Genomic DNA, 19,366 nt, shown 5'->3' with positions numbered 1-19,366 from the left:
GACCTTAAGAAACCAGAAAGAGGTCCGTAGCGACAGATGGGCATGAGGATATGCACCTATCCGAACGGATAGGTGCCTCGGTCTCATGCGGCGGTAGACAGCAGATTCATGCGCTGTCGCAACATGGTTTTGAACCCGTCACGCAGCTCTGCACGTTCCAATGCAAAGACGGTGGTTGCCTCAAGAAACCCGGCGACCGACCCACAATCGAAGCGCTCTCCTTGAAAAGCGAAACCGCGGCATCCGGTCGCTTCGATATCGGCCGCGATCGCATCGGTCAGTTGGATTTCATTGCCCGCACCGGGCGCCAATCCGTCCAACTGATCGAAAATCGAAGGGTGCATCAGATAACGCCCGACAATGCCAAATTCTGACGGAGCTTGATCGGCAGAGGGCTTTTCGACCAACCCTTTCAGATGTTGCACCTGCCCTGTCCTATGCTCGATATCGACCACGCCATAGGCGCTGATCCGGTCGGATGGGACGGCTTCGGTTGCGATCATATGGCTGCCTTCAAAGTTCTGGACCATTTGCGCCAGAACCGGGCGCTGCGCGTAGATCACATCATCAGGCAGGATCACGGCAAAGGGTTCATCACCGACAATGTCACGTGCCAGAGAGATTGCATGGCCCAGACCGCGCGGGCTGTCTTGTTGGATAAAGCTATATGTCTCATCCTCAAGGTTCGTGCAGCGCAAACGGTTCAGCAGGCTGGTTTTGCCGCCATCCTTCAGTTTACGCTCCAGTCCCGAGTTGCGACCAAAATACGCCTCCAGCGCGGATTGGCCGGTTGAGGTGATAAAGATGAACTCATCAATCCCGGCCGCGCGGGCCTCGTCCACCGCATATTGAATCAAGGGGCGGTCAATCAGCGGCAACATCTCCTTAGTCACCGATTTGGTAGCGGGCAGAAACCTTGTGCCGAGACCCGCGACCGGAAAAACAGCTTTGCGAATACGTGTCATTTCAATGCTCCTAGGTTTGATCAGTAAGCGCCGCGACCTGACACGACGGCACGTGCGGTCATTGCGATGAGGATGAGGTTTAGAAGGGGCGAACGGGAGCGGACATAGGCTGTATCCAGCTCGATCATGTGGTCAAAGCCGATGCCGGCGCGGCCCGAAACCTGCCAGAGGCCGGTGATGCCGGGACGCACCTGCAGGCGCTCCAGCGCTTGTTCGGGATAGGCGGCAACCTCTTCGGGCAAAGCCGGGCGCGGACCAACCAGCGACATATCCCCTTTCAGCACATTGAAGATTTGCGGCAATTCATCCAGCGAGAACCGGCGCAGAACCTTCCCAACGCGAGTGATGCGTGGGTCATTTTTGGCTTTGAAGCACACGCCCTCACGATCCGAATGGGTGAGCAAATCCGCACGTCGTGCTTCGGCGTCCTGGGTCATTGAGCGAAACTTGTACATCTTGAATGGCACCCCGTTTCGACCGATACGTGTCTGCCGAAAAAAGGCGGAGCCGCGACTGTCCAATCGCACTAATGCGGCGATTGCGGCCATGGGCAGGGCCAGAAGAGACAGCGCGACCACCGCCAAAGTGAGGTCCAGCAGGCGACATGCTGAGACCTTGGGAACAGAATTGTGCGCGGCACGCCCGAGGAATTCGAAATTGCCCAATAGATATCTGCGGGCCATACGGCGGGGCTCCATCGCCAACCGCCATGCCCACTCCATCCGGACGCGCCGAACAAGGCGCGGCGCCCGGCGCACGTTGCCAGCCAGGAAATCAAACAAAGCACCCACGCCCAGCGCGACGCAAGGGGCAAGCCGGTGGCGGTTCTGCATAATCCACAGCTCCTGCAGCGGGACGCCCATCGCGACCAACAGGATGTCTGCGCCAGACTGGTTGATATCGTCAATCGCCTCATCAACCCGCGCGGCCCCCGCGTAGCCATCACGCGTACCAGCCACGGCCAAATCGGGGATCATGTGCTGCAACCGCGCCGCCGCCGCCTGAGCTGTTCCGGGACTTCCCCCCAAAAGGTAGACCGACTGCCCAAAACGCGCAGCGCGTTTCAGCAGTTTGGGCACAAAATCCGTGCCGTTTAGGTTCTCGGTCAACTGGACGCCTTGCAACTTTGCCGCGACGTCTACACCAATTCCATCAGGTAGGATCATATCTGCCCGGGCCAATGCTGCTCGATAGGTATGGTTGCGGGCCCGTATGTTTGCGCAATGTGCATTCAGGAAAAACACAGTCCGGCGTGTCCCATCCAGCAGTTTGGAGATCACCTGTCCGGATCGAGCGTTCACAACTGGCAGACCCATTATCTCAGTCTTTTCCAGAGTTGGTATGGGTGTCGGCTGCGCGCCTTTATACATATCTTGGACTGACAGGAACTGCATAGAACTCTCCGATCAACAATGACAATCTGTGGCTTTAGACTGCCAATGAGACCCTGCAACCGATAGGCGAGCATCCGGAGAGGGATCGGAGAATAGGTCTATTCAAACGACCCCGCAGCACATAGCGTGGTGAAAACGGCCCGCTGACCTATCCGATTGGATATTCATCTGTCCGTCAGGAAGGCTTCATGCCATGGGTTCAATGACTTATTAACGCATTTGGGTGTGGTTGGGGGCAGACGGAGGTTTGAAATGAAAGTTCTTATTGCTGACGACCACGAGCTTATTTTGGACACGCTCGTTGCCTTCATAGATGCAGCAGGCGGGATCGAGGTGGAGACCGCGCCGGATTTCCCAGCCGCGAAAACTTTGATTGAGAACGACGGAGCCTTTGATCTGGTTCTTCTGGACCTGAACATGCCCGGCATGAACGGGTTGGCCGGACTTGAAACCTGCATCGCTTTGGACGGTGCCCAGCATGTGGCCCTGTTTACCGGCGACACCTCGCGTGATCTGGCGCAACGCGCGCTAGAGCTTGGTGCAGCCGGTTTCGTCCCAAAAACTTTACCGGCTAAATCACTGGTCAACGCGATCCGCTTTATGGCGATGGGGGAACAATACCTTCCTGCGGGTTTCATGAACGCAGAGCAGCCGGAAGACTCCCACCCCATGGCTCAAAAACTGACAGAGCGTGAGCGGCAAGTTCTGAAAGGGCTGACTGAGGGCAAATCCAACAAGGAAATCGCTCGTGATCTGGATCTGTCAGAGCCGACGATCAAACTGCATATGAAGACTTTGTACCGTAAAGTTGGTGTCAGCAATCGAACGCAGGCCGCCCTGGCTGCGCGCGAGGCTGGGTTGTTCTAGGCTTCTCTATCCGAAGGGATAGGGGACGCTCCCAATCCCCTCGGCCCCTAGCCTGCTGAGCGAATGATCAGCAATCAGATGCGGTGTATCACCCTTGTAAGAAAGGGTTTTTCCATGCCGCAACAGATTTCGAACTCCTCTGAGTCCACGCGCGACATGCAATTTCTGCATTGGGTGCGCATTTCCCGATCCAATTTCAGAACGCTCGGGTGGCGTCGCTTCGTAAAGGGCGGGCGCCTTAGCGATGTAGGCCGCCTGCCCCGTTACGTGGCATTATACCTTCTTGGGGCGAGTTGCATCTGGGCCCCGATCAGCGGTTATTTGGCGACCGCGCCTGTCAAATACACCTCTCACGCATCATTAATCCTGCCAGGATCTGGCGCTTCGGCATCGGTCAATCTGGCCAATATCGGTCAGGCATCCTCATACGCGAATTCCGCCTTTGCCAACGGGTCAATCAGCCCGACCGAGACGTATAAACGTTTGTTGTCGGCCGACCGTATACTCGACGCGGCAGCCAAGGCGGTAGAGGCTGACCGGGACGCGTTTGGAAAGCCGCGGGTGCAACTGGTCGATCAAACCAGCCTGATCCATATCGAGCTTCAGGCGGCCTCTTCGGCAGACGCTCAGCAATATGGTGACGCCTTGGTGGCCGCCTTTTTCGCTGAGATTGACGCCCTGCGCGCCGATGAAATTGCCACTCGCGAGGCCAGCAATACCGGCGCGATCAAAGACTACACGCGCGCAATTCAGGCCACGCGGGCCGAGATCAAACAGCTGCAGTCGCAAAGCGGTCTGATATCGGTCGCGCAATACCAAGAGCAGGTCGCCGCTAATGACCGTGCAAAGCAGGAACTGCGAAAGCAGGAGAGCGAGCTGGCACGCCAATCGGAACGTGTCGCCGCGCTTCAAGTCGCGTTGAATCTGCCCTCTGACGCAGCGGCGGCAACGCTGAAACTCTATGCAGATGCGCAGTACCTATCGTTGCTTGAGGATGTGTCGGTGGGGGCTGCAAAGCTGGCGCAAGCCGACGCGACCTACGGATCGCGCCACCCAATCTATGTGAATGCCCAAAACGACTATGAAGGGGCGCGTTCGGTTGCTTTAAAACGCGCGGCGCAGGTGACTGGTCTTGAGGTCGAGCAGCTCGGTGGACTGGATCGCGCGCCGGAAGGACAACGGGCGCAGTTGCTCAGCGAGTTGGTGCGCGAAGATGCCTTGCGCGCCGGATTGGAAGAGCATGTCGCGACACAGCGCGCACAAGTTCGTCTGGAAACCCTGCGCCTGTCAAACCTCGCCCCCATCGCCGCTGAATTGGAGGACCGGCAGAGAGATTTCGCCGTGGCAGAAGCCGTGTTCGCCTCTGCCATCGCTCGGTCCGAGTCGAAAAAGACCAATGTCTATGCCTCCTATCCCTTGATCCAAGTGCTGGAGAACCCGTCTCTGCCGACTCGCCCGTCTTCGCCGAACAAGAAGATCTCGATTGCCGCCGGGATCGTTGCAAGCCTTATGCTGCTGATGGGTTTGGTTCTGGCATGGATCCGAAACCCGCTGATCTCAAAGCTGCTGAAAGACCAGAAAGAGCCCGCAGCTTGACGCGTGTGGCCCCTCAAACGCCAGCCGAAAAGATCGTCTGGTGTACGCTGATCTGGACATGGCCGTTCTACGGGCTTGGCGCGCTGTATGTTGTCGGTCCGGTGCTAGGTTGGATGTTGGCTGCGATAGCCGGGGTGTCACTTTATCTCGGTCCGGCGATCCGCTGGGATATGCGTGCAACGGGCCCTGTACCTGCTCTGGTCTGGATCTGGAGCGTTGGCATGCTGGTGATGCTGGTCTCACTATGGGCAGGCCACGCGGATTGGAACCTCGGCATCACCAACACGATCAAATCGAGTATCGGATGGGCAAAGGGTTGGGCGCTGATCCCGTTGTTTATCCTAGCAGGGGCGGTTTTGCCAATACGGCGCGAGGTTTTGGTCAGAGGGCAATGCGTGGTGGGCCTTTGGACCTTGTGCCTTCTGCCGTTGCTCATTGCCGCCCCCTATGCCGGTCTGCCGCATCTGCTGTTTACATCTCCCATTAAAGCAGTGGGCGGCCCGGGACCTGAATATTTCTCGGTCTACCTGTATACAATCGACCCCGCCAGCGGCACACCACGGTGGCAGTTCTTTGCGCCCTGGTCGCCATTCGCGGCCTTGTTGGGCGTTTGCATGGTCCTATTTGCCCTGGAAGAAAAGCACCGCAGCTGGAAGGTCATCGGCTTGGCTGCCGGAGTTCTGATGATCCTTATGTCCAAGTCCCGAATGGGCATGGTTGGATTGGTGATCTGCTCGCTGTCACCCAGCCTCTTGCCACTTGTCGCCCGCAGCTCGGGGTGGATTCTTTTGTCTGCAGTCACCACCGCCGTAGCCGTTTGGGGCGCAGTCTTTGTTGAGTTCGGCAACCGAGCCCTTTACAGCTTCAAATCCGCTCGCGCCGACAGTACCCGCGTACGCGAAACTCTGCAGCGTATTGCGTATGAGCGCTGGCAATCGGATGCGGTGGTTTTCGGGCACGGCACAGTCAGACCCGGAGCGCATCTTGTTGAGTACATGCCGATAGGCAGCCATCACACCTGGTACGGGTTGCTATTCGTGAAAGGGCTGACCGGATTTACAGCGTTTCTCGTTCCTTTCCTCGTTCATTTAGCAATCGTCACCCTGGACGCCATAAAGTCGGAACGCGGGAGGCTGCCGCTCGGACTGTTGCTCACAGTTCTCCTGCTGACCTTTGGAGAGAACGTTGAAATCCAAACCTATCTCCTCTGGCCGACTCTACTGATGCTCGGATTGCATTTGCGAGAGGTCAAATCAGTGCGTCTGGGAAGCTGATGTGCCGCTAGGATTGTTGCGACGCCAGCGTAGTGTCAGCGGTCACTCTTTTGGGTCGGGTCCTTCACTGCTTCTAGGGACATATTGACCATGTAAAGTGAGTACTTTCAAATCGGGTATCCGCCCTGTTGGTTTTTTAACGACTGCCGCAAAGCGCGGAAAGCGGACGTTCGACTAATACACTGGAAGGCAGGTTTGTCCGCATAGCAGACACCCATTTAAGTTGCAGCGAAGGTCCGCTTCGAGCCCAAAGTACCGAATGCTGCGGGCCCAACCAATGGCGGCTATGCAACTTGCCCCGACGCGCTTAGTGTCACGTGCATGAGCACGTTCAGAAACGCCAAACCTTCCGACGCAACTCGATGCTTTGAGATCGAAACTGCTGCCTATGAAGGCGACGACGCAGCAACCCTCAAAAAGATATCCAAGAGGATTGAGGAATATCCCGATGGTTTCCTCATTCTTGAAGTACAAGGCGAGATCGTTGGCTTTATCAATTGCGGATGTGCCCATGACGTCGAATTGTCTGATGAGGAATTTAAGGAGCTTGTGGGGCATGATCCCGACGCTCCGAATGCCGTCATTATGTCTGTCGTCGTTGATCCAGCCCATCAGGGAAGGGGCCTATCGCGGGCATTGATGACTGAATTCGTCGACCGCATGAGAAAAGTGGGTAAATCGGCGATCTTCCTTATGTGCAAAGAGCATCACGTCCCACTGTATGAGCGATTTGGATACAGCTATTTGCAGCCATCGACTTCCGACCATGGAGGAATGACTTGGCATGAGATGTCTATGATGCTTTGAATTCTTTGGAGTACGAGACGTGATACCACTTGAAAAGCCTTTGAGATTGGCCGTTGAAACTGATGCCCATGCACTTGCGGACTTAGTGAATTTTGCAGGTGAAGGCCTGCCGCTCCATATCTGGACCGGGCTGGCACAAGATGGCGAGGATCCTTGGGCCGTCGGTCGCGCGCGACAGGCCGAAAAGGCACGAGAGAGGCAAGTAGTTGTAATTGACTATGGAAACGGGGCAGTTGCTGGGCTCACGGGTTATGGGATCGGATCAGAACCAGAAGAAATTGGAGATGACTTCCCAGCGTTGTTCCGCCCCTTGCAGGAGCTGGAAAACAAAGCGTTAGACAGCTGGTATGTGAATGTTCTGGCTTGTTACCCAGAGAACCGGGGGCAAGGACTTGGTTCAAGACTACTCGATGTCGCCGACGAGATAGCCCGAGACGCGGGATACAACAAAATGAGCGTTATTGTCGCCGATGAAAACGTGGGAGCGAGACGTCTATACGAGCGAAAGGGATACTCTGAGCTGGATAAAGCCCCATGCGCCAAAGATGGGTGGGAGACTGAGACCGAAAACTGGGTTCTCCTCATCAAGTCGCTGTCGTGACGCCGCGCGAAATCGGTCTTTCCTTGTGTAGGCTACTCTCGCTTTTGGGCTAACGTTGCGCAAGGGCGCCACACTCATTTTTGCTGTACCGCCCGAGAACCGTCGTTGGTCTGAGAGCTACGTAGGTCGGGATTGTCCGCATAGCGGTCGTTTGCTGCAACTTGCTTGAATGTCTACTTTGCGAACAAAGCTGCCATTGATTGTCCAACGCAATCGGCACTCGAATTACCTCGGTCGGTGAGTAATCCGCATTAAACTTGTTCACTTTCCAACCGGCGTCAGTTCTATTGACACCATACTTATTGGTCACCCAGCGATATGGTAGTGTTCTTGCGCAGACAACACGTTGGATCGCGAATTGACCGTGTTTAGGTTTTCCCCTTCGAAGTATCCCCACCTACAATGCACTGCCACCAGCAAACGTAGTGGCAAGCGCTGTCAACGATGTCGTCGCCCTGGGTGGGCCGTATACCGGATGCATGGGGCTGGAGGCCGATGCACAGAGGCACGTCAAAAACCAGAACCTAGTGTCGGATCGAATAACCTGGGAAATCGGATGGTGAAGATGGGACGCCGCCTCGCGCGCACCGCCGTTAGGGACGTCCCGCGAGAGGTCGAACTTGAGTTCGCTCGAAACTGGGCCGCAAATGTTCCGCAGCCCGATCACGAGAGGTTTCTACTCACACTAACGTTGGCGCGACCAAGCCGGCAAAAAGGGTCGCGTAGTGGAAGATATTGCAGGCGTCAAACAATACTAATTTCAAAGGAGCAACGAACGGGAAACAAATTGTGATTAGAAATTAGATAATTACGGACCAGTTTTGTGGTAGACTAGGATGAACTTAGCGCGCTGGGACGAAGGAGTACGAAACCTAGAGGAACTTTTAAAATGGAGATTTTCGAGCAGTTTGCAGAAGAGTATGGGCGGACAAAGCTCATCGAAATGACATTGCAGGACTATTTGCTGGAATGTCGTGAAGACCCAACTATGCGGGCTACCGCAGCCGAGCGGATGATCGCCGCGATAGGCGAGCCCGAGCTTATTGATACCAGTCAGGATGCTCGGCTCAGTCGCATATTTCTTAATCGAACAATCAAGCGATACAAGCCCTTCCAGGACATATATGGCGTCGAAGAAACCATCGAGCGCATCGTTGGCTTTTTCCGCCATGCCAGCCAGGGTCTCGAGGAACGCAAGCAAATCCTCTATCTGTTGGGCCCAGTCGGTGGGGGCAAGTCAACGCTTGCCGAGATTCTTAAGAACCTGATGGAGCGGCAGCCGATTTATGTACTGAAGGCGGATGACCAGATCAGCCCAATCTTTGAGTCGCCGCTTGGCCTTTTCGACCGTGCGCGGATGGGGGATATGCTAGAGAACAAATACAATATCCCCAAACGGTTGTTGAACGGATTGATTTCGCCCTGGGCTGTCAAACGCCTGCAGGAATTTGACGGCGATATTTCCAGATTTTCGGTTGTCAAACTCTACCCGTCGAAACTGCGCCAGATTTGCGTTGCGAAGACTGAACCGGGCGATGAAAACAACCAGGACATCTCTTCGCTTGTCGGAAAACTCGATATTCGCAAGCTGGAGGAATTCAGCCAGAACGACCCAGACGCCTATTCCTATTCCGGTGCTCTGAACCGCACCACGCAGGGGTTGATGGAATTCGTTGAGATGTTCAAGGCGCCGATCAAGGTCTTGCATCCGTTGCTGACCGCCACGCAAGAGGGGTCTTATGCTGGTACGGAGAATATCGGTGCTTTCCCCTTCCAGGGTGTGATAGTTGCGCATTCGAATGAAGCGGAATGGCAGCAGTTCAAAAACAACAAGAACAACGAGGCCTTTCTGGATCGGATCAGTTTGGTCAAGGTTCCCTATTGCCTACGTGCCTCGGATGAATCCCAGATTTACGAGAAGTTGCTTGAGGAAAGCAGCCTAGGTGAATCTCCCTGCGCACCCGAGACGCTGTCTATCCTGAGCCAGTTCAGTGTTTTGACTCGGCTAAAAGAGCATGAAAATTCGCCAACATTTTCTAAGCTCCGCGTCTATGATGGTGAAACACTGAAGGATACCGATCCCAAAGCGCGGTCAGTGCAGGAATATCGGGATGCGGCCGGGGTGGACGAGGGGATGACGGGCACATCGACCCGCTTTGCCTTCAAAGTGCTGTCCGAGACCTTCAATCACGACACCGAGGAAGTGGGCGCCGACCCGGTTCATCTGCTTTATGTTCTTGAACAGGCGGTGAAACGCGAGCAATTCCCCGACGAGATTGAAAGCCGGTATCTATCTTTCATGAAAGACGATCTGTCGCCCCGATACGCGGAATTTATCGGCAACGAGATCCAAAAAGCCTATCTGGAATCCTATTCTGACTTTGGTCAGAACCTCTTTGACAGATACATCTCTTTTGCAGATGCATGGATCGAAGATCAGGACTTCAAGGATCCGGATACCGGCCAGATTCTCAATCGCGGCGTTCTGGAACAGGAGCTTGAAAAGATCGAAAAACCGGCCGGAATTTCCAACCCCAAGGACTTCCGGAACGAAGTGGTCAAATTCGTGCTGCGCGCGCGGGCCAACAATCGCGGTCGTAACCCCGACTGGCGCAAATATGAGAAGCTGAGACGCGTTATCGAAAAGCGCATGTTCGGTCAGATTCAGGATCTGCTGCCGGTTATCAGTTTTGGGGCCAAGAGGGATAAGGAAACTGAAGCCAAGCATAACGAGTTCATCGATCGCATGATCGGTCGCGGGTACACGCGCCGACAGGTCAGGCGCTTGGTTGAATGGTACATGCGGGTCAACAAGGCAGGATGAGGAGTCTATGCTCAAATGGCCCATTTCATCGATCGAAGGCTAAACCCCAAGGATAAGAACCTTGGGAACCGCAGGCGGTTTCTGCGTCGGGTTCGATCTGCCGTCAAAGAGGCGGTTGACGAAAGTGTCCGGCGTCGGAAAATCGCTGATGTCGACCAGCAGGAAAATATCTCGGTATCGTCAGAAGGGATCGGGGAGCCGCATTTTCAACATGACAGCAAAGGTGGTTCCAGACACCGGGTTCTAACCGGAAACAAGACGTTCAAAGCAGGTGACCGGCTTAAGAAACCCCCGTCGGGTCAGGATGGGCAAGGTGGACGTGAGGGGGCACCCGATGGAGAGGGCGAAGACGAGTTCATGTTCGTCCTGTCGCGGGACGAGTTTCTTTCCATGTTCTTTGAGGATCTCGAACTGCCCGACATGGTAAAACGCAGTCTGAAAGAGGTTGCCGTCTCCAAACCGCACCGCATGGGATATACTGCCGCTGGGACGCCCGCCAACCTCAGTGTTTCGCGAACAATGCGCAATGCGTTCGGGCGACGTCTCGCAATGCGGCGCCCGACAAACACCGAGATACAGGCTCTTACGCAACAGGTTGAAGAACTGGAGGCGTTGGAAAAACCAGATGCGGCACGAAAGGCGGAAAGGCAGTTGTTGCGCGAGCAGCTCGACAAGATGCTACGGCGACGCAAGATCATTCCCTACATTGATCCGCTGGACGTACGTTACAAGTATTTCGAGATGCGCCCCGAACCGGCAGCTAATGCGGTGATGTTCTGCCTGATGGACGTTTCGGCCTCGATGGGAGAGCGGGAGAAGAGCCTTGCTAAGCAGTTCTTCGTCCTCCTGCATCTTTTTCTCAAGCAACGCTACGACAAGATCGAACTAGTATTTATCCGCCACACGCAGATTGCCGCGGAAGTCGATGAAGATACCTTCTTTCACTCCCGCCAAACCGGTGGGACGGTCGTGAGCAGCGCGCTTAACGAGATGAAAAAGATTATCGAAGCCCGCTATCCGTCCGCACTGTGGAATATCTATGCCGCGCAGGCATCGGATGGTGAAAATTTCAGCGGAGATTCGCAACTGTGCGCCGACCTGCTGAACAGTGAACTGATGAAGTGGTGCCAATATTTCGCCTATACGGAGATCGTCGACGAGACCGAAGCCAATCTGATGAACAGCGAAGACAATGGTATGGAGCTGTGGCGCTCGTACCGACAGGTCGCAGAGGCTTGGCCAAATTTCGCCATGAAACGGATCGCGCGCGCCAGTGACATCTACCCGGTTCTGCACGAGCTGTTTGCACGCAAGACGAACGGAGTTTCCAATGGCTGATCCTGCCGAAGCTAAGGCGCCGCTGTTTGACGGAGCGGAATGGGATTTCGAGACCATCCAGCGCAGCTTTGACGCGATCGAATCTGTGGCGATTGATGATCTCGAACTTGACGTCTATCCCAACCAGATAGAAATCATCTCGTATCAGCAAATGCTGGACGCCTACTCGTCGACCGGGATGCCGCTCATGTATCGGCACTGGTCCTTCGGGAAGCGTTTCGTTCACGAAGAAAAAGCCTACAGCAAGGGCGCAAACGGTCTTGCCTATGAGATCGTCATAAATTCCGATCCCTGTATTTCGTACTGCCTCGAAGACAACACTATGGCGCTTCAGGTCCTTGTGATTGCCCACGCGGCCTTTGGACACAATCATTTCTTCAAGAACAATCACCTGTTTCGTCAGTGGAGTGATGCACAGGGTATTCTCGACTACCTCGACTACGCGCGCGGCTTTATTGCCCAATGCGAAGAACAGCACGGGGAACGCGAGGTTGAGCAATTGCTGGACGCCGCCCACGCGCTCATGCCGTCCAGCGTTTTCCGGCATAGGCGCCCGCCCCACTCATCGCTCGCGGATGAGAGAACCAGACAGCGTGAGCGGCGTATCGAGGAGGAACGTGCGGTACACTATTTGTGGGACGCCTTCGATCATCCCACACAGTCATCGAAAACCGATGAAGAGGCGCGGAAACGCAAGCGTGAAATGGGGTTGCCAGAAGAAAATCTGCTTTATTTCGTTGAACGCCACAGCCCAATTCTGGAGTCTTGGCAACGTGAAGTTTTGCGTATCGTTCGCAACATAGCACAGTATTTCTATCCGCAGCGCCAAACCAAAGTGATGAATGAAGGGTGCGCCTGCTTCGTTCACTATTACATCACCAACGAGCTGCACCGCGCCGGTCTGCTGACGGATGGCGCCATGCTGGAAATATTGCACAGTCATACCAATGTGCTGACGCAGCCCGGCTTTGACGCTCCGAACGCGATGGGGATCAACCCTTATGCGCTGGGTTTCGCGATGATGCAGGATATCCAGCGCATCTGCACCGACCCGACCGAGGAGGATCGGGAATGGTTTCCGGACATAGCGGGAAGCGGCGCGTGGCGCGATATATTAAAGGATGCCTGGGCCAACTATCGGGACGAGAGCTTCGTGCAACAGTTCCTCAGCCCCAATGTCATGCGCCGATTCCGCATGTTTTCACTGACCGATGACGAAGGGAAACCTTTCTACACAGTCGACGCAATTCATGACGAGCGCGGTTATCACCAAGTGCGCGACACCTTGGCGCACGGTTTCGACGTTTCGGAACACGATCCCGATATTCAGATCGTTGACGTAGACTTGATGGGCGATCGTCACCTCAGGTTAAATCACTCCATGCGCAATGGTGTGCCGTTGAACAAAAAGGCGTCCGAAGCGACTTTAGGCTATCTGCAGCGAATCTGGGGTTTTGATGTGGCGTTTGAAAACTAGGTTCGGGACCCATTGATATCCGCTTTGCGGCGTGATTCATCGTTCGAAGAATGAGCGGTGACATATCTGATCTTCTCTGGCTGAGCCATGCGCAGATGGTGCGTCTGCAGTCCTGTTTCCCAAAGCCCCACGGCAATCTTAGGACGACAGCGGACAGCGACAGTACCAGAGCATTTTGATCAAGATAATGTCGCGCGGATATCGACGCCCTATGGAAAGATTGCGCCGAGTTATTGTTATCTTCACGTTTGGGACAGCGATGCTTCTGTTGTACCGAAGGTTAATGCAACAAAACCGCATCAAGAAACCCACCGATCTGGGGCGATCCACAGGTCACTTCAACCTAATAACTGAACGGGGCCAGTTCTTTAGCAACCCGAAGCCCATCCACTTCCGAACGGCTTAGCGCCAATTCCAGATCAAAGCTCGCTGCGCAAACGTCTGAACTCAGCATGACAGGCGCAAACAGTGATCCATCTTCCTTACCCCAGTTGGCAACATCTATCAGAGCGTCCGTTTAGGTATGGTGATCTTAAATAAGTGCACAATCTCTAAGCCTGTAAAAACACCATAGTTGCTCATTAGAATGCCTCCATGCTGTTGCGTGTCTAGATGCCCGCCAAGGGCAATGGGCGACAGATCTAGATTTAGGCCTAGCCCGCGGGCAAGTACATTGGCCGACCGGTCATACTGACATTGCACCCACCCTCATCACATATGACGGAATGTCTTGCGCGCCAGTCGGTTTTCGTCGGTTTGGGCCACACGTATGCAATCTCCAACAGGCTGTGCCCCGATTTATGTCATGCCCATCGGACATTGCCGCGGACGATCATTTTTTATGCCCAGATATTGGTCATGCGGCCTCGCGATGCAGGGCCTGACACAGGCAGTGAACGCCACCGCCGCCCAAGGTGAACATCGACATATCAGGATCATAGACCTGGAACCCAAGGGCCCGCATTTTTGCGTTTAGGTCGGTAGCACCAGCCATAGACAGTACCTTGCTATCCCCTAGCGCCACCAGATTAACCCCGAGGTTTTTGGCTTCGCGGAACTCGACATCAACTATTTCAATGCCCCATCCTTTGATAACATCCACCAACCAAGGCTCCATCGCGTCAATGCAGGCCACGGCAAGTTTCTCGGCCAACGGAACGATTAACCCGTCCATGTGGACAAACTCGCGACTGATCGGGGCAACGACTGCCTCCCAACCCTCGGCGCGTACAAATTCGGCTACTTGTTCCGATCCCTCTTGCTCAGACCGCTCACCACAATAGCCAATTAGAACACGGCCAGGTTCGATGATGTTGAAATCACCGCCTTCAAAGTGTCCTGCGGTCGCAAATTTCCAAATCGGGATATTGTTGTCCTGATAAAATTTTATCGCGGTGGCATAATCCGCACGCCGACACTTCAACTGCATATGGCAAATCAAAGCGCCCCAGGGGGTCATCGCCGAGCTGTCACGGGCGAAGAAATTGCGGTGAAGGACCGGATCACTGTCCAGATAGTGACAGTTCACGCCGTTTTCTTCGTAAATCGACACCATTTCAGCATGTTGTGACATCGCCTGTTGTAGATCAAAGATCGCGCCGGTTTTGTGCGCATTGGCCAACGTCCGACCGATCAATGGGCCTGCTTCAACCCATTTGAAGTATTCAGGACGACCAAGCAGAACATCCGTGAGTTTTGCGTAATCGTTGTTGATTCCCCAATTGGGCGCATTTTCCGCGTTCAACGCCATGGTGCCATTTCCTCTGGTCTCATTCCTTGTATTGCAAAGCTTGGCACGGCAATTACAATTATAAAATTACAAAATAAGTGATACTATTTGCATAAACATACAAGTAAAGGTCATGTATGCTGCCTCCTTCCTTATCGAAAGCCGACATTCATCTGCTGCACGTGTTTTCTGTCGTCGTTGAAGCACGCGGTTTCTCGGCAGCACAAGTTGTTTTGAACGTGTCCGCTTCGACGATTTCGCGCCAGATATCCGATCTCGAAACGCGTTTGGGTCTGAGACTGTGCCAGCGAGGACGCAAGGGGTTCCGCCTAACCGACAAAGGAGAAATCGTCTATGCAGCCTCTCGCAAGCTTTTTGCAGCATTGGATTTGTTTAATGAAACCGTAGACGGGACGCGCGGGAAACTGGTCGGTCGGTTGACTATCGGAGCAATCGACAATTGGGTTTTCAATGACAACGCGCCTATCTTACCAGCTTTGTCAGAGTTTGCTCGTATTGCGCCAGATGTGGCCATCGAATTGCATTCAGTTGCGCCTGGCGATATCGAGATAGGGGTTCAGGACGGACATATCGCTTTAGGCATCGGAGTGTTCCACAATAAAAAACCGGGGTTGATATATGAGCCGCTGAAAACGGAACGAATTGGCCTGTATTGTGGACAAACCCATCCTTTGTTCAAAGCAGAAACGAAGGCCGCCGTTGATGAATTTCTTTCTCAGGCAAACTTTTGCAATCGTGCCTATTTGAACGAACAAAAAGTTGCGCCGGTTTCACGCGGCTTACGCTCTACAGCCAAAGCGCATCAGATCGAAGGCGTTGCCATGTTGGTGCTGACTGGTCGTTTCATCGGCTATCTTCCCGAAGGCTTGGCTGATATCTGGGTACGTCAGGGACGAATGCGCTCAGTCGGAAATGGTCGGTTCGATCAGAAGTCGCATATCACGCTCGTCCGCAAACGTGGTGACGAACCAAATCTGGTGGTTAAGACCTTCACAGAGCTACTTGTACGCGCATGTAAATCTGATCTGTCTTCAGATTCCTCTCTGTGGGCAAGGTCTGCTACTCTCCCTAATGGCTGATTGTCTTGCGCTCGCAGCGAATGACCGCTTTCCGCCCGAACTCTCACGTGTACCGAACGGCCCGAACCGGCCATTGAACAAGTCTCATGTATTCTGCAGTGCAGCTGATCGATGCAGACCTTAGCTGCACCGGCATACCGCACTCCAAAATCATTCCATGTCATTCAAACCTGACCAGGAAGCCATAGGACGATAGCAGGGAAGGCAACGAGCATCGCGATGGTTGCAGCATCCGCCAGAAAGAAAGGCGTTACACCTTTAAAAACATCCTGAACGCTTAGGTCATCACGAACGCCGGCCACGACAAAGCAATTCAGCCCAATAGGTGGGGTGATCAGGCAAAACTCAGCCATTTTGACAACCAGAATGCCAAACCAGATGGCGCACATAGGCCCAGACATACCGAAGGTACTTTCGACTGCGCTTACGGTTTCGCCACCGTTCAACGCCATGACGGCGGGGTAAACTACCGGCAACGTCAGCAGCAGCATACCTATCGCGTCCATGAACATACCCAGTACAGCGTAAGCCAGAAGAATACAGATCAGGATCAGCATCGGAGACATCTCAAGCGAGGTAATCCAGTCGGAGAACGCACTTGGCAGTTCGGCGAACCCAAGAAAACGAACGTAGACCAAAACGCCCCAGATGATCGTGAAAATCATGACGCTCAGCTTGGCAGTTTCCAAAAGCGCGTCTTTGAGCTCGGACCAGCGCATGCCTTGATACAGCGCCATCAGGAACACAACAAATGCTCCAATTGCGCCGCCTTCGGTTGGCGTACCCCAAGCATCGCCGCCGAACGGGTTGTAGACAAAGAAGATGATGGTGACGACGACAATCACGATGGGCAATGCGGGCGGCAACGAGAGGAAACGTTCTTTCCATGTAAATCCGGTGACTGCGGGACCAAATCCTTTGATAACGACGGCCATGCCAATGATCAGCAAGCCATAAATTACCGCCGAGAACATGCCCGGGATGAACCCGGCCAACAGCAGTTTACCCACGTCCTGCTCGACAATAATCGCGTAGATGACCAGAATGGCCGAAGGCGGGATGAGCGAAGCGAGTGTACCGCCTGCAGCGACGACACCTGCAGCAAAACGCTTGTCGTATCCGATCTTCAGCATCTCGGGGATGGCGATACGGGCGAACACAGCGGAAGTCGCGACCGAGGCTCCGGATACCGCAGCAAACCCAGCGGTTGCGAAAACGGTCGAAACCGCCAGCCCACCGGGGACCCAAGCCAGCCAACGCTTTGCGGCTTCGAACAGTGCTTTGGTCAGGCCCGCGTAATAGGCGAGGTAGCCAATTAGGATGAAAGTCGGGATAAGGCTCAACGCTTGGCTTGAAATCTTGGAGTGCGGCACCTGCCCCGCTGTTTTGACGGCCACAGTCACAGCCTTGCCGAACCGCGCCGGGTCATAACCAAACTTGGCCCAGAAGATCCAGATTAGACCAACCATGCCAGCTGTCGCGGCGGCGAAGGCCACGCGCATCCCCAGCACCACAAGAACAAGCATACCGCCCGAGACGATCAGACCAATATCAATGGGTTCCATCAGATTTAACCTCAGTTATCGTGGCCCGAGACGTGCTCGGCTTCCATTGCAGCTTGAGTGGCTGCGTCAGCTATCAGCGGGACGGCAATAGGTGCTTGATCGGGGTGCCGGATCGCGCGCCCGTAGGCCCAGAGCTGCAAAGAAAGCCTTAGGCAAAGCACGCTAAAGGCAACGGGGGCCAACAGCTTTGCGGGCCACAGCGGGATACCTATGTCGATGGAGCTGTCGCGGCTCCAGAGTGGAGCACCAAAGTCAAAGCTGCGTGCGAAATGCGCCCAGCTCCCCCAGATCAGCAAGACGATCAGCGCCAGAATGACAGCGGTTGTAATGAACTCAACGATATAGAGCGTCCGGCCTCTAAGCGCTCCAACAACCATGTCCATTCGGATATGACCGCCATCACGCTGCGCATAGGAAATCCCCATGAAGGCGATTAACGGCATGGCCTGCTCGATCCAATCCACGTAGCCGGGAAGTGGCGCATTGGCGAAATTCCGACCACCAACGGAGACTACGGCCATGACCATCAGCGAGAAAACCGCAAGACCGCTGATCAGGGCCAGAAAGCTTTCCAGTTTGTAGAGGTGTTGATCGAGAATGCTGAGACGGCTGTCGTCAGACAGCACCAGGGATGACCCGGCCATCGTTTTGCTCCGCTGTCAGGGGGAAAGGCACCCGACGCCAGGTAGGCGACGCCGGGCAGTGAGTGGATTAGCTGCCGTTTGCGATCTTCCCAGTCACAAGGTCATAAAGCTCTTGTGCTGGCAGGCCACGCTCGGTGTTTTCTGCAATCCAGGCCTCGGCCGCGGGGGCGGCAGCGGCTTCTTTGAACGCTGCGATTTCTTCATCGCTGAAAGTGACCCGTTCGATGCCGCGTTGATCCAGTTCAGGGCCCCACGCTTCCATCGTTTTGGTCTGGTAGTGGCTCACGTAGTGATCCAGTGCCTCATCCACCGACCCCAGCAGAACTTCGCGGTGTTCGTCAGACAGATCTTCCAGTGCCAGCGTGTTCACCACGACAGGGCAGTTGACGGTGCCGGGATTGAGGTTCGTCGTCCACCACGTGCCATTCTCAATGGTGCCGAAGGACATATGCGCGTGTGGCGCAAAGCTGACCGCTTTGACGATGCCGCTGTCCATTGCCTGACGCACTTCGGATGCAGACATCGAGGTCGGAACTGCTCCAACCGTCTCCATCGCCTTGCCGATGCCACCTGTCGCCCGAACGCTCAGACCTTCAAAATCGGTTAGGGATTTGGGTGCTTCACCGACACCAACAAGGTTGTACTGCGGCAGCGGAGACGGCATCAGCAGAGTCGCGTCCCAGCGGGCCAGATCTTCGACAACGGCCGGATGTTGATAAACGGCCATCGACAGGTCGACTTCCTGTTCAAGGGATGTCACGCCCAAAAACGGCAGTTCCAAGACAGTGATCGAAGGGTTCTTATCGCGGTGATAGCCAGCGCAGAACTGCGCCATTTCAAACGCACCAATCGAAATCCCATCGAGGTTTTCTTTGTTCTTCGACAGGCCACCATAGCTGATGTTGAGCGTGAACTCACCGCCCGTCTTTTCGTTCACCAACTCCGCAAGTTTCTCGACGTGTTCGGTAAAGGCGCGACGCTTGCCCCACAGGGAAACGTTCCATTCGACAGCCAGTGCTTCGGATGCAACGGTCAGCGACAAAGCTGCAATGGCCGCCCGGTTAAGATGTTTGCGCATAGTGGCTCCTCCCAGATCACGCAATGTGTTTGGGCAGAGTATTCAGGATGTGCAGCAGCCTGCCTATGAAGGAAAATGCGCGAGGAATTTCTGTTTCCCTGCGGATA

The 19,366-nt window shown here is 54.7% G+C and carries 15 protein-coding genes; 9 read left to right on the top strand and 6 right to left on the bottom strand.

The window, feature by feature from the left end; all coding sequences use genetic code 11:
• Positions 1-83: 83 nt before the first annotated feature.
• On the bottom strand, positions 84-965 hold the full coding sequence (locus ACR0AL_RS11390) for a UTP--glucose-1-phosphate uridylyltransferase (protein WP_170350204.1): 882 nt from the start codon (positions 963-965) through the stop codon (positions 84-86).
• A gap of 20 nt (positions 966-985) precedes the next feature.
• A complete protein-coding gene (locus ACR0AL_RS11385; protein ID WP_367647927.1) occupies positions 986-2,359 on the bottom strand; it encodes a WecB/TagA/CpsF family glycosyltransferase in 1,374 nt (457 codons plus the stop codon).
• A 252-nt stretch (positions 2,360-2,611) separates the two neighbouring features.
• Here ACR0AL_RS11385 and ACR0AL_RS11380 point away from each other — a divergent pair, with 252 nt between their 5' ends.
• The 8 genes from ACR0AL_RS11380 (at position 2,612) to ACR0AL_RS11345 (ending at position 13,143) form a co-directional block, all read left to right on the top strand.
• On the top strand, positions 2,612-3,226 hold the full coding sequence (locus ACR0AL_RS11380; protein WP_170350203.1) for a response regulator transcription factor: 615 nt from the start codon (positions 2,612-2,614) through the stop codon (positions 3,224-3,226).
• Between the two features lie 114 nt (positions 3,227-3,340).
• Positions 3,341-4,822, top strand: coding sequence for a GumC domain-containing protein (locus ACR0AL_RS11375; protein ID WP_170350202.1), 1,482 nt, complete (start codon positions 3,341-3,343; stop codon positions 4,820-4,822).
• Positions 4,823-4,827: 5 nt separating this feature from the next.
• Positions 4,828-6,096 (top strand): O-antigen ligase domain-containing protein, encoded by a 1,269-nt coding sequence (locus ACR0AL_RS11370; protein WP_480663247.1) that lies wholly within the window; start codon positions 4,828-4,830, stop codon positions 6,094-6,096.
• A gap of 321 nt (positions 6,097-6,417) precedes the next feature.
• The gene (locus tag ACR0AL_RS11365; protein WP_480663083.1) at positions 6,418-6,903 is read left to right on the top strand and encodes a GNAT family N-acetyltransferase; all 486 of its coding nucleotides are present in this window, start codon (positions 6,418-6,420) and stop codon (positions 6,901-6,903) included.
• A gap of 19 nt (positions 6,904-6,922) precedes the next feature.
• Entirely contained in the window at positions 6,923-7,504 is a 582-nt protein-coding gene (locus ACR0AL_RS11360) for a GNAT family N-acetyltransferase (protein ID WP_170377254.1), read from the top strand.
• An 889-nt stretch (positions 7,505-8,393) separates the two neighbouring features.
• Positions 8,394-10,328 (top strand): PrkA family serine protein kinase, encoded by a 1,935-nt coding sequence (locus ACR0AL_RS11355; RefSeq protein WP_170359454.1) that lies wholly within the window; start codon positions 8,394-8,396, stop codon positions 10,326-10,328.
• Positions 10,329-10,343: 15 nt separating this feature from the next.
• On the top strand, positions 10,344-11,666 hold the full coding sequence (locus ACR0AL_RS11350; RefSeq protein WP_170350197.1) for a YeaH/YhbH family protein: 1,323 nt from the start codon (positions 10,344-10,346) through the stop codon (positions 11,664-11,666).
• A complete protein-coding gene (locus ACR0AL_RS11345) occupies positions 11,659-13,143 on the top strand; it encodes a SpoVR family protein (protein WP_480647860.1) in 1,485 nt (494 codons plus the stop codon). The genes ACR0AL_RS11350 and ACR0AL_RS11345 overlap by 8 nt, the downstream gene beginning before the upstream one ends.
• An 856-nt stretch (positions 13,144-13,999) precedes the next feature.
• Here ACR0AL_RS11345 and ACR0AL_RS11340 read toward each other — a convergent pair.
• Positions 14,000-14,893 carry a dimethylarginine dimethylaminohydrolase family protein gene (locus ACR0AL_RS11340; RefSeq protein WP_170350195.1) on the bottom strand — a complete coding sequence of 298 codons (894 nt, stop codon included), beginning with the start codon at positions 14,891-14,893 and terminating at the stop codon, positions 14,000-14,002.
• 116 nt (positions 14,894-15,009) lie between these two features.
• Here ACR0AL_RS11340 and ACR0AL_RS11335 point away from each other — a divergent pair, with 116 nt between their 5' ends.
• Positions 15,010-15,972 carry a LysR family transcriptional regulator gene (locus tag ACR0AL_RS11335; protein WP_480663080.1) on the top strand — a complete coding sequence of 321 codons (963 nt, stop codon included), beginning with the start codon at positions 15,010-15,012 and terminating at the stop codon, positions 15,970-15,972.
• Between the two features lie 164 nt (positions 15,973-16,136).
• Here ACR0AL_RS11335 and ACR0AL_RS11330 read toward each other — a convergent pair whose 3' ends face one another.
• From ACR0AL_RS11330 to dctP, 3 genes are all read right to left on the bottom strand, one after another.
• Positions 16,137-17,537: a TRAP transporter large permease gene (locus tag ACR0AL_RS11330; protein ID WP_170350193.1), complete on the bottom strand. Its 1,401-nt coding sequence runs from the start codon at positions 17,535-17,537 to the stop codon at positions 16,137-16,139.
• A gap of 11 nt (positions 17,538-17,548) precedes the next feature.
• Complete coding sequence (locus ACR0AL_RS11325; RefSeq protein WP_170350192.1) at positions 17,549-18,181, bottom strand: TRAP transporter small permease subunit; 633 nt, start codon at positions 18,179-18,181, stop codon at positions 17,549-17,551.
• 67 nt (positions 18,182-18,248) lie between these two features.
• Positions 18,249-19,259 carry a TRAP transporter substrate-binding protein DctP gene (dctP, locus tag ACR0AL_RS11320; protein WP_170350191.1) on the bottom strand — a complete coding sequence of 337 codons (1,011 nt, stop codon included), beginning with the start codon at positions 19,257-19,259 and terminating at the stop codon, positions 18,249-18,251.
• Positions 19,260-19,366: the final 107 nt, after the last annotated feature.

It is taken from the genome of Ruegeria sp. BB1, from assembly GCF_056539465.1.
Note: the sequence above shows the minus strand (reverse complement) of the source record. Positions and strands in the feature narration are given on the sequence as shown.

What these genes read in the sequence shown, in the direction of transcription:
- ACR0AL_RS11355 (WP_170359454.1), top strand. Translation starts at nt 8,394, where the DNA reads ATGGAGATTTTCGAGCAGTTTGCAGAAGAGTATGGGCGGACAAAGCTC.
- ACR0AL_RS11340 (WP_170350195.1), bottom strand. Translation starts at nt 14,893, where the DNA reads ATGGCGTTGAACGCGGAAAATGCGCCCAATTGGGGAATCAACAACGAT.
- ACR0AL_RS11325 (WP_170350192.1), bottom strand. Translation starts at nt 18,181, where the DNA reads ATGGCCGGGTCATCCCTGGTGCTGTCTGACGACAGCCGTCTCAGCATT.
- dctP (WP_170350191.1), bottom strand. Translation starts at nt 19,259, where the DNA reads ATGCGCAAACATCTTAACCGGGCGGCCATTGCAGCTTTGTCGCTGACC.
- ACR0AL_RS11365 (WP_480663083.1), top strand. Translation starts at nt 6,418, where the DNA reads ATGAGCACGTTCAGAAACGCCAAACCTTCCGACGCAACTCGATGCTTT.
- ACR0AL_RS11380 (WP_170350203.1), top strand. Translation starts at nt 2,612, where the DNA reads ATGAAAGTTCTTATTGCTGACGACCACGAGCTTATTTTGGACACGCTC.
- ACR0AL_RS11390 (WP_170350204.1), bottom strand. Translation starts at nt 965, where the DNA reads ATGACACGTATTCGCAAAGCTGTTTTTCCGGTCGCGGGTCTCGGCACA.
- ACR0AL_RS11330 (WP_170350193.1), bottom strand. Translation starts at nt 17,537, where the DNA reads ATGGAACCCATTGATATTGGTCTGATCGTCTCGGGCGGTATGCTTGTT.
- ACR0AL_RS11345 (WP_480647860.1), top strand. Translation starts at nt 11,659, where the DNA reads ATGGCTGATCCTGCCGAAGCTAAGGCGCCGCTGTTTGACGGAGCGGAA.
- ACR0AL_RS11375 (WP_170350202.1), top strand. Translation starts at nt 3,341, where the DNA reads ATGCCGCAACAGATTTCGAACTCCTCTGAGTCCACGCGCGACATGCAA.
- ACR0AL_RS11385 (WP_367647927.1), bottom strand. Translation starts at nt 2,359, where the DNA reads ATGCAGTTCCTGTCAGTCCAAGATATGTATAAAGGCGCGCAGCCGACA.
- ACR0AL_RS11335 (WP_480663080.1), top strand. Translation starts at nt 15,010, where the DNA reads ATGCTGCCTCCTTCCTTATCGAAAGCCGACATTCATCTGCTGCACGTG.
- ACR0AL_RS11350 (WP_170350197.1), top strand. Translation starts at nt 10,344, where the DNA reads ATGGCCCATTTCATCGATCGAAGGCTAAACCCCAAGGATAAGAACCTT.